The sequence below is a fragment of the Flavobacterium sp. genome (genome assembly GCF_049318325.1).
Classification (GTDB): Bacteria; Bacteroidota; Bacteroidia; order Flavobacteriales; family Flavobacteriaceae; genus Flavobacterium.
The window spans coordinates 1-10,749 of sequence record NZ_JBMOGQ010000076.1; the positions used below are offsets into that span (position 1 = coordinate 1).

19 protein-coding genes are annotated in these 10,749 nt (G+C 31.4%); 4 read left to right on the top strand and 15 right to left on the bottom strand.

Going from position 1 to position 10,749, the window contains the following annotated elements:
• The 15 genes from ACOYLP_RS07860 to ACOYLP_RS07930 form a co-directional block, all read right to left on the bottom strand.
• A partial coding sequence (locus tag ACOYLP_RS07860; RefSeq protein ID WP_422855627.1) for a hypothetical protein occupies positions 1-431 on the bottom strand: 431 nt, incomplete at its 3' end.
• A gap of 10 nt (positions 432-441) precedes the next feature.
• The gene (locus tag ACOYLP_RS07865) at positions 442-1,302 is read right to left on the bottom strand and encodes a transglutaminase-like domain-containing protein (protein ID WP_422855628.1); all 861 of its coding nucleotides are present in this window, start codon (positions 1,300-1,302) and stop codon (positions 442-444) included.
• A gap of 132 nt (positions 1,303-1,434) precedes the next feature.
• Positions 1,435-1,662, bottom strand: coding sequence for a hypothetical protein (locus ACOYLP_RS07870; protein WP_422855629.1), 228 nt, complete (start codon positions 1,660-1,662; stop codon positions 1,435-1,437).
• 214 nt (positions 1,663-1,876) lie between these two features.
• Positions 1,877-2,221, bottom strand: a complete 345-nt coding sequence (locus ACOYLP_RS07875) for a hypothetical protein (protein ID WP_422855630.1) — start codon at positions 2,219-2,221, stop codon at positions 1,877-1,879.
• A 14-nt stretch (positions 2,222-2,235) separates the two neighbouring features.
• Positions 2,236-2,847, bottom strand: a complete 612-nt coding sequence (locus tag ACOYLP_RS07880; protein WP_422855631.1) for an AAA family ATPase — start codon at positions 2,845-2,847, stop codon at positions 2,236-2,238.
• Positions 2,848-2,858: 11 nt separating this feature from the next.
• Complete coding sequence (locus ACOYLP_RS07885; protein WP_422855632.1) at positions 2,859-3,638, bottom strand: transcriptional regulator; 780 nt, start codon at positions 3,636-3,638, stop codon at positions 2,859-2,861.
• 7 nt (positions 3,639-3,645) lie between these two features.
• Entirely contained in the window at positions 3,646-3,933 is a 288-nt protein-coding gene (locus ACOYLP_RS07890) for a helix-turn-helix domain-containing protein (RefSeq protein WP_422855633.1), read from the bottom strand.
• A gap of 89 nt (positions 3,934-4,022) precedes the next feature.
• Entirely contained in the window at positions 4,023-4,871 is an 849-nt protein-coding gene (locus tag ACOYLP_RS07895) for an RteC domain-containing protein (protein ID WP_422855634.1), read from the bottom strand.
• A gap of 78 nt (positions 4,872-4,949) precedes the next feature.
• Entirely contained in the window at positions 4,950-5,171 is a 222-nt protein-coding gene (locus tag ACOYLP_RS07900; protein ID WP_422855635.1) for a hypothetical protein, read from the bottom strand.
• Between the two features lie 210 nt (positions 5,172-5,381).
• Positions 5,382-5,837: a hypothetical protein gene (locus ACOYLP_RS07905; RefSeq protein WP_422855636.1), complete on the bottom strand. Its 456-nt coding sequence runs from the start codon at positions 5,835-5,837 to the stop codon at positions 5,382-5,384.
• A 126-nt stretch (positions 5,838-5,963) separates the two neighbouring features.
• A complete protein-coding gene (locus tag ACOYLP_RS07910) occupies positions 5,964-6,170 on the bottom strand; it encodes a hypothetical protein (protein ID WP_422855637.1) in 207 nt (68 codons plus the stop codon).
• 83 nt (positions 6,171-6,253) lie between these two features.
• Positions 6,254-6,868 (bottom strand): hypothetical protein, encoded by a 615-nt coding sequence (locus ACOYLP_RS07915; protein ID WP_422855638.1) that lies wholly within the window; start codon positions 6,866-6,868, stop codon positions 6,254-6,256.
• 83 nt (positions 6,869-6,951) lie between these two features.
• Positions 6,952-7,092 (bottom strand): hypothetical protein, encoded by a 141-nt coding sequence (locus ACOYLP_RS07920; RefSeq protein WP_422855639.1) that lies wholly within the window; start codon positions 7,090-7,092, stop codon positions 6,952-6,954.
• Positions 7,093-7,390: 298 nt separating this feature from the next.
• Complete coding sequence (locus tag ACOYLP_RS07925) at positions 7,391-7,666, bottom strand: hypothetical protein (RefSeq protein ID WP_422855640.1); 276 nt, start codon at positions 7,664-7,666, stop codon at positions 7,391-7,393.
• Between the two features lie 27 nt (positions 7,667-7,693).
• Positions 7,694-8,401, bottom strand: a complete 708-nt coding sequence (locus ACOYLP_RS07930; protein ID WP_422855641.1) for a DUF4339 domain-containing protein — start codon at positions 8,399-8,401, stop codon at positions 7,694-7,696.
• A 211-nt stretch (positions 8,402-8,612) separates the two neighbouring features.
• Between ACOYLP_RS07930 and ACOYLP_RS07935 the strand changes: the two genes are divergently transcribed.
• From ACOYLP_RS07935 to ACOYLP_RS07950, 4 genes are all read left to right on the top strand, one after another.
• The gene (locus ACOYLP_RS07935) at positions 8,613-8,930 is read left to right on the top strand and encodes a hypothetical protein (protein ID WP_422855642.1); all 318 of its coding nucleotides are present in this window, start codon (positions 8,613-8,615) and stop codon (positions 8,928-8,930) included.
• Positions 8,931-9,307: 377 nt separating this feature from the next.
• On the top strand, positions 9,308-9,634 hold the full coding sequence (locus tag ACOYLP_RS07940; protein ID WP_422855643.1) for a hypothetical protein: 327 nt from the start codon (positions 9,308-9,310) through the stop codon (positions 9,632-9,634).
• Positions 9,613-10,374 (top strand): sensor histidine kinase, encoded by a 762-nt coding sequence (locus ACOYLP_RS07945; RefSeq protein ID WP_422855644.1) that lies wholly within the window; start codon positions 9,613-9,615, stop codon positions 10,372-10,374. The genes ACOYLP_RS07940 and ACOYLP_RS07945 overlap by 22 nt, the downstream gene beginning before the upstream one ends.
• A 2-nt stretch (positions 10,375-10,376) precedes the next feature.
• The coding region (locus ACOYLP_RS07950) for a response regulator (RefSeq protein WP_422855645.1) at positions 10,377-10,749 on the top strand (373 nt) is incomplete at its 3' end.

Below are 10,749 nucleotides of genomic sequence, written 5' to 3' on the forward strand. Positions count from 1 at the left end.
ACTCCTTTAGTTTGCGCAATTGTCTCTAATTGGGCTGGTGTCGGAGTTGCATTTGGCATCAGTTCAACTGGCTCAGAATTTTCCATTTGATTATTGGCAAAAGCATTATTGACAGTTGGTTTAACTACATTATCTAATGCAAACTTTCCAACTTTACTATTGGCAACTTTGGTAGCAAATTTTACTACTTTCCCGTTTTTTACTTTAGTGAATATCTTACCCACTTTGCTGTTCATCAATTTACTGGCTACGCCACCGCCGGGAACGAATGTCATTGCTGCTGATGCAATAGGAGCCACTGCTTTCCCAACTTTAATAGCATTTTTAATGGAGACATTTCTTAGACGCACATTCTTTTTAAGGAACTTGCCAATCTTTAAACCTCGATTTAAGCCTGCATTTAATCCGGTTTGTTCTTCTAATATTATCATGGTTTCGTTTTTAAAATGGAAATTTTTTTTTTGCTTTTTGCCCTGTTTTAGCTGCGCCTTTCAAGCCTCTTTTGCTTCCGAATACACTATTACTTTTTACATAAATGTTATAGGCTCCGCCTTGACTAGTTGACTTATGGGCAACTGCTTGATTTTCTAGTGAAGCCAACATGTTTTTCGCTTGTTCAGCATTCCTAGCAAAGTCATATAACTCATATGTTTTTGAAGAAGGTTTCTTTGTAACATACCAGTTCCTTTTTTTTGGCATTGGACAATTCAGTCCGATATGGGGTAGTTTCTGATCCATAAAAACATCTTTTTTCTCGGTATAACTTGGCTCTTTGTTGCTTTGTATTGTGCCATCAATGATAAAATGCCCTTCATCTAAGTTTTCACTTGCTTGATTCTCTGGGACAACTACATAAACATGAGTAAACTGCTTGGGGTTAAACTTTGGCTGTTTGATTTGACGGATATAATGTTTAATCCCTAAATTCATCAAAACCGAACTGGCAAAAATCGAATAGCTTTTACAGTCAATTCCTTCCCTGCGATTAAACCAACTATTGGCTGGACTCCTTAAATTCTGAGTTACACCATCGGCCTGATATTGGATGTCGTAATACAGGAAATAATGAATTTTATCACAGGTTTCTTTTATTGTTTTGCCTTTTAGTAAAAGTGACAATTTAGCAACCTGCTTATAGAAAGTCTCTACCCATATTTTCATCATCTTGACTGAGTAAAAAGTATTACCAGATTTCAGTTTTACTTTTTGCCCATTTGGCTTTTCAATCAAATGGTCGAACTCGTCTCCTTTTTTTATACTTCGTTTTAGAATTAGGTTGATTTCATCTTTGGTCATTTTCATTTCCTAGCATTCATGAGCAAATATTGGAAATAAAAAAAACTCGCCTTGAAGTATTGAGAGGTATTGAAAGGTATTGTAATGATTTCTTAGGTATTGTAAAGTATTGTCAGGTAACATTGCAATTTTATTGCATCAAACATCGTCCTCATAATGATACCCTTTGGGTAATCCGTAAGTTTCGACGAACTCCATAAATTCTATATGTGGGATTATCTTAGTGTCTTTTGAAATGTTCTTTTCCTTTAGAATTTCATTGATTTGATTCCTTATTTTGGCTTCACTGAATTGGTTGCAATACATTTCAATAAGCTCCGATTTGGTTACTGAATGCGGAAGAGGTTTTTTATTTGCCTTACTCATTTATAGGCTATTTAAGATTAAACATTTTTTCTCAAGTCATTGATCATAAACAGTATTTTGAAGATTTTGTCTTCCAAATATTTCAATATTCGGTTTTTGCCAAAAAGGATAAAATCAAAGAATTGCAATGGTGCAGTTATCATTATTTTGAAGCAAATTAGAAGAGCAAATAAGTTAAGATATATTATTTTGAAGCGGTTTTTTAGTTTCATCATTAGTTAATATTGGTTAATTTTTGGTGTATGGAATCTGAGATTAATTGCATAGTAATTCGCTGTTCTCGGTTTCTTTCGATCCTTTTCCATTGGCAGCAATAAAGTAAAATGACCGATTGTGTAGGACTTAATGAAATATTGGAGATACTCCTATTACTTTCAATTTTTTTCCTAAACAAATAGAACATGCTTTGCAATGTGTCAATCACTACAATATCATTGCAATACCTTTCATAATCCTTGCAATGGGCAATATTGTCAACCTTATAACGGATGAATTTTAGCAATTCAGATTGTATTATCTCAATGTCTATTTTCTTAATTTTCTTTAAGGTTATTTTCATTTTAGTATTTTTAATTAGCGTTTATCTGCTGTGTTCTTATCAAATGAAATGAGGTTCAGCATTCCTCTAAGTCTTGACCTGATGCGATTTCCGTAAGCTGTTTCTATTTCCGAAGCAGAAAGGTTAGTTGTTAAATGCGTTTGCACTTTTCTCGCAATGAGTAGATCATATCTCGAAAGGATGATTTCAGCCATTACATTGCATTCATTTCCGAAGTACTTCAAGTTTTGTTCAACCCCTAAATCATCAAAGCAAAAAATTTTATACTCGGTTTGGGAATAACTGCCACGACTGTAACGATGAATTATTTCATAGCCTTCTTTAATAAATTCAAAGCTTATATCCCTACAAGTCTTTAAATAAAATCTATTGTTTGGTTTGGTAACATATTTCATCAACGTCATTAAAGTTGTTTTACCACAGCCTACCGGTCCTGATAATAAAATCCCTTTGGTCAAATCGATACCGAACTGATTCGTTTTTGCTTCATCATTCAGAAAATAAGCTACAAGCTTTGTGATGTTGAGTGTGTCCTGTTCTTTAAAATGAAATTTTTCTCCAAAGTCTTGTTTGCCTTTCTGTTCCAACCAAGCTAGAATTTCCGGATAATTGTACTGTAAATTCATTGTTGGTTATTTTATAATGGTTCTGCATAATCCTTGTCTTCATTGGTTTGTAAATTATTGGCTCTTGTTTCTTTTTTTGTTGATGGTAAATTGATACTGAATTTAGAAGTTGTAAGCATCCAGTTTCGTGCAGCTGCATTCCAATCTTTCATATTGGTTTTCCCTCCAACAAGCCAACCTGTACTTGTGTAATAATTAAAAAATCGTTCTGCTTCAATCTCTGAGTATTCCTGATTTTTGAAATATTCCATGACCAATTCCAAACTTGGACTTTCTTTTTTTTTCGCGGAACTTTTTTTTTCTTTCTCACCAGTTTTTAAAAATTCTTCTTGAATTGAATCTTCAAAATTGCTTTCAATAGATATGTTTTTATTGTTTTTAAATGTTTGTTTATTATTATATATATGCGGTTCATTAACTTGTTCTCTAGCCTGCCTATTAGGCGGGTTAATTAATAAACTGGTTCGTTCAATGATTGAACTGCCTTTTTGGATATTGCCGTCCGATAGATTGTGCATTACAATTTCGGTTCCCGAATAAGGATTGTAGGATGGCAGATACTCGATAAATCCAAGCAATTGCAATTCTTTTATACACTTATGATAGGTAGCTTTTGAAGCAATCCTACTAGATCTCATGATCTCATCCCTTGAAATTGCAATTGGATTCTTAAAACGATTGACATTCCAACGTTGAAATAATGCTAAATAAAGGCTAATGTGGGTCGGGTAAATGGTTTGTTCATTGACAATACAATTGAAGAAACCCGTGAGGTGTTTAATGTAATTCATAATTACATTACTTTGAAATTGATATTGTATTTTTTCTTGTATTACCATTCAAAACTTTTTCAATATCTGAATAGTTGTAATACATTATACCCCCAATCTTTGTGAAAGTCAAAGTACCATTAATTCGGAGATTTTGAAGTGTTCCAGGAGAAATGTTAAGCAACTTTCGTACTTCATTAGACTTCAGCCATTGCTTAACTTGTTGTGGTTTGGATTGAATGATTTCTTTTAAATCATTGAGAAGAAGACTTCTGAATTCATGTAAGTCTTCACGAGTGATAACTTCGATTGCCATAACGTATATTTTAAATTGTTATGGTACAAATTTGAAGTGTTTGAAAGTTTTTCTTTCACAACGGAGGTCGCGTTGTGAACGATTTTTATTTAAATTACCTCATCTGAGTCTTCCATTCGTTTCAAAAGTTGGTCATTTAAGGTGGTAACAAATTTTGTTTTATCACTCTTTCTTGCCCTGATTTCAAGGAATACACGGCGGTATTGTCCTAAATCAATTTCAAAAATATGTTCAAAATATTCGGCTATTTCTTTTAGATCTGCGGCTCCATTATTGAATACTCCTTCGGTGTGGAGTGCATACATCATTTCTACTAAGGCTACTTTTGAGCCTGTCCATGTCATTTTTACGTTGGGTTTGCGTTGTGATTTTTCTGTATTTTCTTTGTTTTCCAACATAATTAATTGGTTTTCAATGTATAACTCAATAAGGTCGTTTGCTAGGATTGTTGACACTTTGTAATCGTGTGATGTTGCAAAAGAGGTGTCTGTTTCGAAATAATAAGAGTCGAGAGCTAGTTTGATATCGAATTTTCCTCTTAGAAAGTATTTAAAATCTAGGTAGGTGCTACATGAACGGTAGTATTGGTAGAACTCTAATTCGTTGTCAAAAAAAGCTTTTAGTTTAAGAAGCTCGTTGTTGTAATACTTTTTGAGTACTCGATTGCCTCCATTTGGCTTTTTCATTTCTATTTTATAGACTCTATTGAAGTAGATTAGTTTTGAGGTGAATTGGGGTTTTATTTCTTTGAAGAATTGTATTTCTTCTGTTTCTGTTTTGAAGTTGGTTTTGTATGTTGCTTTTTTGAGTTCGTTTATGGATTTTAATATAATAGTAATGGCTTGCTCGCACTTCTTGATTTGGTCGTCTATTTCTAAATCAATGAAGTTTAGTTGTTCATTGAGTTTGTTTAATAGTATGTTGTATTTTGGATTCAAGGGAGTTGTGAGTTGTCGGTTATCAGTTATTGGTTATCAGTTTTGAGTTGGGGATAAGGAAAACCATTACTGAATTGTCTAAGGTTCTATCCAATCTATAACTGTTCCATCACAATCAGGGGCATTGGGACAACAGATGTATTCGAATTCTTCATCATCTGCAAACACTTTAAAATCTCCCACAATTATTATTTCATCACAATGGATGCATCGTTTTTTTTCTGTTACTTTTGGTGCTTCTCCAAAGGGATACTTTTCATTGAGATAGTCTTGTTTGTATTTAATCTTGATTTCTTTCATAAATCAATTATGTTAACTAGTTTTATTGTGATTTGATTTGGTTTTGTAGAGTTTGGCTAGTGAATAACACACGATGGGAATTATTCGGTAGCGTTGGGTTTTAATTCAGTCCAAAAGTTGGGAGGCTTATGAGAACTGGTTTTTTTATTTGGTTATACTTTTTGTTTGGTTGCCACGCGATGGGAATCGCGAAGAAGCGGAAGTAGATTTTTATTCAATCAATATTATTGGTAAAGGATAACTTCCGAATTCTTCTACAACTGAATTATCTTCCAAAACTTTAACTGGAATTGATAGTACTTGCTTATATTTAATTTGTTGGTAATTGAACTTATCGTAATTTATCAAAGATGAGTCTGATACAGTTCTTTCATAAAAATTTAAATATTTAATTTTATGGTTGTCCACCCCACCCATAATTGTGTCAAAGACTTTTGATAACTCCTCAAAAGTGTCAATACCACCACTAATAAATGTTACCTGAGAAATTCCGTTTGCCTTTTTCAAATTTTCGACTAGGTTTTTAAGAATTTTATTTTCTTCTATCCGCTTTGGTATGTCTGAAAAATTGACAATAATTGGTAAATAACATTTACGTTCATAATGTGAAAATTTTATGATAAAAATTTCCATGTTATTTGTCATTTTAAAAATGTATTCTTGCATATCGCTATTATTAAGTTTTTTGTAACTATATATATTAAATTTACTCACAATTATTTAATATAATTAATGTTAGTTTTTAGTTTGGTTTCTATGAGATATGAGTCTTTCGAAATTTTGGGATAAGGTTTATGATTTATGACATGAATTCGAACAAAAATAGCATCCATTAGATTGAGTATATTTTTCTTTTGCTTTTTTTACAGCTTCTTTACAATCATTGAATAAACCTAAATATTCTCTGTTTTCAACACTTGGCAAATAAATACAACTTAATTCGTGTACTTCGTGGTCACCATTTGATTGTTTAATTTTGTTAACATAATAATGTTTCATAATAATTGTGATTTAGTAATTGATTTAAAATTAGTAATGAATTAGTTAGACTTTTGAGATCGGGGATAAGCTGGCCGAATGTATTATTTTTTCTTTCCCTTTTTTGGCTTGTCTGATTTAAGTTTTGGTAATTTTTCCATTTTTTCAAGCCTAGCAATTATTTCTTTTATTTGAGGTGTTTGCATAAGCCTTTCTGATTTTTCATGCGTTTCAATTTCATCAACTATTGCTTCTAAAACTTTTGGATGAGTATTCATTTTCTCATTTCTAAATTCATGAATATACTTTACGAATTTTTCTTGTTCCTTCTCGTCTTCAAGAAATTTTTTAAATTCGTCATCTTGTATTTCTATAATAAGCGGATCATTTTTTATTTTTTTAATTAATGTTTTTACTCCTTCCCAAGCAATGTTCCCAACAATAGTATTAGAAATAGCTAAAGCAATAAAATTATAAATTTCATTGAGTTCGACTAGATGATATCGCCAACTAAATTCCGGATTTATTTCAAAATCTTTTTCGTAATGGTCACGATATTGATAACCATATCTAACTATTTTTCGAGAAGTATATAAATAATCAATATACTGACTTTGATTTTGTTCTTCAAAACAAACTGGACAATTAAATATTTCAGCTTCATTAAATTTATAAAGTGAAAAACAACAATAACAAATTTTGAGATTGGTTTCTTTCATAAGAGATTAACGGCTTGCTTTTAACTCGTTTATATATTTATCAATTTTAAATAGCTTTTAAATGATGGTAATAATGTTTGATTTTATTTTTTTGGCGTTGATTTAGATGGTTTTAACGATGGTGTATTGCCAGGCGTTCCTTTGTTATCGCGTTGGCGTTGGTCGGGTTTTCCTGTTGATGTTGCTATTCTTTTTGGTCCTGGTTTGATTGCTTTGGTTTTCATGTGTTTTTTATTTGTTTATTTTTATTTTTTTATTTTTATTTGTTTAGTTGCCACGCAATGGGAATAGTGCGATAGGATGTGAGAGTGTTGAATAACTAGTATATATCTTTTTTACTTACACACTCCACAAGTTCCACCATTTTTAGCGCAGTGTTTGCAGTATTTGCAATTTTTACAGGCGTTGCAGTTTTTTGAACCAGTGCATTTTCTGCCAGCGGTATAGTAGACCGTGGTTCCTATTGTGGTTAGGATTAGAATTGCAATGATTTGGATTGTTTTTTTAATCATTTATTGGTTTTTATTTGAATTTGAGTGGGTAGGGGTTATATATTTCTATTGCTTGCCCAATTACTTTTGAATTAAAAGTTTCCATATTTGTTTCTTTTTCAAACCACATATTTTTTTTCTTGAACACAGTAATTGACCTTTTATTGTTTTCATGAAACCATGCAGTGTATAAAGTTTCTGCTTGATTTCTGTATTCTAGAATTGTAAATATTGTAGGCATATTTGTTGAATCATTTTCAAAATAGCCAACTGCTGGGAATAAAAAATCTGGTAAAATTGGATTCATACGGTCTGTTTTAATAATCGTTTTTTTTTAATTGCATCTGAACGGGTCGGGGTCACCTATGATTGGTGTTATATTCCTATCGTAGCATAGATTTAATTCTGATGCTTTTATGTATGTTTTGGTGAGTTTTATAGACAATCCTCTATTGCTGTCTGATGCTGCTAGTGATTTATTTTGATTAGAAGGGATGTTGTTGAAGGTTAGGTATTCTGTTTTGTAAATACCATCATTCTGTTTGATATAGTCGATTGCTACTATTACCGCATCAATAGTATAGTCTGTATTGTTTGTAACAATTACATCTAAATTTGAAATACCACCAAATGTGTCAACTGAAAATTGGTTAGTAGTTACTTTAATTAGGTTGGTTATGTTATTTCTAGTTTGCATTTTGAGAGTATAGCTTTCAAGATCTGGGTTGTCAGGACTGGAGTTGTATTCTGAAATGACTTTGCCTGCGATGGTTAAAAATGCCAATAGACTTATTGCTATAACCACATATTTGATAAAATTGAATTTTTTGGAAAAAATTTGAGTATCGTTGAGATTATAATTTGGAGGAGGAGGAATACTTAATAGAATAATTTTTAATTCGTCTATTTCACCAGCTTTTTTCCATTCGTTCCAATCTTCAGACCAAACTAGAGTGTCTTTGTTTATTTTTTGTACTCTGAGTTCTTCCTTATCGAAAGGACCACTGTTTTCTTGACCGTTATGTAGGTAGTATTTTTTCACTTCGTAATTATAATTTACATAATGACAAAGTTGTCTCAAATGCTTTGTAATTACAATCCGTATTTATACGTATAATTATACTTGTTATTACTCCTATTCATTTGTTTTACGCTTTTATTAATTATAATTTTATATACGTATAAACACGTATTTTTATACACGGAAGCACCACTTATTTTTGTTTTATTAATTTTTAAAATCACATTCAATTATGAATTTAGACCCAACCACAGGTAGTATTATTTCTGAAGAAGAGGCAAAGAAAATTATTACCCTATTTGCCGAAAAATTTCCTAAACAAACAGTATCGTCTTTTATAGGAAGTGATAATGTAAAAAAAATATTGGAGCAAGAAGGATGCATAGGTATTCGTATTTATAATGGCTATGATGAAGAAGCCCAAAAAATAAGTTTGGTTTTGGTAGGTGTTGATAAAGAGGAACAAGATATTTTAGAATATGGTATTATTTATGATAGAATGGCTACATGTCCACCGTTTTGTCCTAAACCTAAAATTGGTTTAGTTTAAAAAATTTTAGTTAATTTTGAATAAAACCTATCTGTTATTACAGATAGGTTTTATATTATATATTCTTTATGTTTTTATTATATTTTGTAATTATCTTTGGTATCACTCCTTTATTCTATTATTTTATTGCTAGGAGCAAAAATGCTAGAGAACTAAAACCTATAATTCCATTTATTACCTTGACGTTTGTATCAAGCTTGTATGAATTTTTTGGTACACTTATTTTTGGATGGAATGTTTCTTATTGGTTTGTTTTTTTCGAAGTCTTAGCCTTTTTATGTATCTATTATTTTTACTTTGAAATTCTACAAAAACAATTTTCAAATTTGTTCCAACTATTCTTAGTTGCCTTTTTTGCGTTCTGTGTTTTTTTATATATGCAGTTTAGAATTGATGATGTTTTAATTATCACTTCTTATATAGATATATTTATTACCATGTTTATTCTTTTCTTTACAATTATATGGTTTAGAAAATTAATAATTGATGCCTATATAGAAAACCTCTTGGATGATAGTGCCTTTTATTTTATTTCGGGTTTTGTTTTATACTATTGTGGCACCTTATTTTTATTTTTACTCAGTAATCATTTATATAAATTAGATTCTAGTACATTTCAATCGTATTGGTTGTTGAACATACTATTGAATTTTGTTTTGCGAACATTATTGCTTGTTGGTTTATGGATGGCACGAACGAAGTAAAATCGATATTTTTTATTGGAACATTTTTGATGCTTTTTTTGGCATTATGTTTACTATTTATGGTTTTGTTTTACCAACGGCATTTGGCTAAAATTAAGAAGCAAGAAGCTGAGTTGTTATTGAAAACTGCCTTGAAAAGTGAGAAGAAGGAACGAAAACGAATTGCTAAAGATTTGCATGATGCCATACAGAGTGATTTGAATGCTATTAGAAATTATGTTCTTTTATTTTCTAAAAAAAATCGAACTACAGATACTCCGGAGTTATTGGAAGCCATAAAGACCTCTTTGGAACAAGCTATTGAGAATACGCGTTTGATTTCTTATCAATTGATGCCTCCTTTGCTTGAAACATCTGGATTTAATTTGGCTTTGCGAGATTATTTTGAGCAGTTGAGTGCTTCGACAGGGAAAGATTTTAAGATTGATTTACATCTGGAGGATAATTTGGTTTCTGATAAGATTTCCTATGAGTTGTTTCGTGTGGTTCAGGAACTGACTTCGAATATGCTAAAACATGGTTCGATTACTTATTGCGTTGCTCGTTTGAGTAATACCCAAAAGGGTGTTTGTTTTGAGCTTATAGATGATGGTATTCCTTTTGATTTTTTGACAGCTTATAGACACGCTAAAGGAACGGGGCTTAAAAATATACAATCACGCTTGCAAAGCATAGCTGCTCAACTGGAGCAAAAAAATATTGAACAGGGTAATCATTACATTATTTCTTTATCTGATTAATTATGACAAAAGTTGCTTTAGTTGACGACCATCAGCTGTTTAGAAAAAGTTTATCGCTTTTATTGGATTCTTTTGAAGGTGTTTCGGTAGTCTATGATACGCATGATGGTTTGGCTTTTTTAAAATACTTGGAGGAATATGACATTGATGTATTATTGTTGGATTTAGAAATGCCAATAATGCATGGTTTTGATGTGTGCCAACAGGCAAAATTAATTGATCCTTCTCTTAAGATTATAATACTATCACAACTCACTTCTAAAGAAGCAGTGCATCAAGTAATGGAGATGGGTGCGAATGGTTACTTTACTAAAAACACCTCGCCAGAAATGCTTGAAAACGCTATTCAAAATGTAATGGATAAAGATTATTGTT

What these genes read in the sequence shown, in the direction of transcription:
- ACOYLP_RS07890 (WP_422855633.1), bottom strand. Translation starts at nt 3,933, where the DNA reads ATGGCAATCGAAGTTATCACTCGTGAAGACTTACATGAATTCAGAAGT.
- ACOYLP_RS07900 (WP_422855635.1), bottom strand. Translation starts at nt 5,171, where the DNA reads ATGAAAGAAATCAAGATTAAATACAAACAAGACTATCTCAATGAAAAG.
- ACOYLP_RS07880 (WP_422855631.1), bottom strand. Translation starts at nt 2,847, where the DNA reads ATGAATTTACAGTACAATTATCCGGAAATTCTAGCTTGGTTGGAACAG.
- ACOYLP_RS07940 (WP_422855643.1), top strand. Translation starts at nt 9,308, where the DNA reads ATGCAGTTTAGAATTGATGATGTTTTAATTATCACTTCTTATATAGAT.
- ACOYLP_RS07925 (WP_422855640.1), bottom strand. Translation starts at nt 7,666, where the DNA reads ATGAATCCAATTTTACCAGATTTTTTATTCCCAGCAGTTGGCTATTTT.
- ACOYLP_RS07875 (WP_422855630.1), bottom strand. Translation starts at nt 2,221, where the DNA reads ATGAAAATAACCTTAAAGAAAATTAAGAAAATAGACATTGAGATAATA.
- ACOYLP_RS07915 (WP_422855638.1), bottom strand. Translation starts at nt 6,868, where the DNA reads ATGAAAGAAACCAATCTCAAAATTTGTTATTGTTGTTTTTCACTTTAT.
- ACOYLP_RS07935 (WP_422855642.1), top strand. Translation starts at nt 8,613, where the DNA reads ATGAATTTAGACCCAACCACAGGTAGTATTATTTCTGAAGAAGAGGCA.
- ACOYLP_RS07865 (WP_422855628.1), bottom strand. Translation starts at nt 1,302, where the DNA reads ATGAAAATGACCAAAGATGAAATCAACCTAATTCTAAAACGAAGTATA.
- ACOYLP_RS07870 (WP_422855629.1), bottom strand. Translation starts at nt 1,662, where the DNA reads ATGAGTAAGGCAAATAAAAAACCTCTTCCGCATTCAGTAACCAAATCG.
- ACOYLP_RS07920 (WP_422855639.1), bottom strand. Translation starts at nt 7,092, where the DNA reads ATGAAAACCAAAGCAATCAAACCAGGACCAAAAAGAATAGCAACATCA.
- ACOYLP_RS07885 (WP_422855632.1), bottom strand. Translation starts at nt 3,638, where the DNA reads ATGAATTACATTAAACACCTCACGGGTTTCTTCAATTGTATTGTCAAT.
- ACOYLP_RS07905 (WP_422855636.1), bottom strand. Translation starts at nt 5,837, where the DNA reads ATGCAAGAATACATTTTTAAAATGACAAATAACATGGAAATTTTTATC.
- ACOYLP_RS07910 (WP_422855637.1), bottom strand. Translation starts at nt 6,170, where the DNA reads ATGAAACATTATTATGTTAACAAAATTAAACAATCAAATGGTGACCAC.
- ACOYLP_RS07945 (WP_422855644.1), top strand. Translation starts at nt 9,613, where the DNA reads ATGGATGGCACGAACGAAGTAAAATCGATATTTTTTATTGGAACATTT.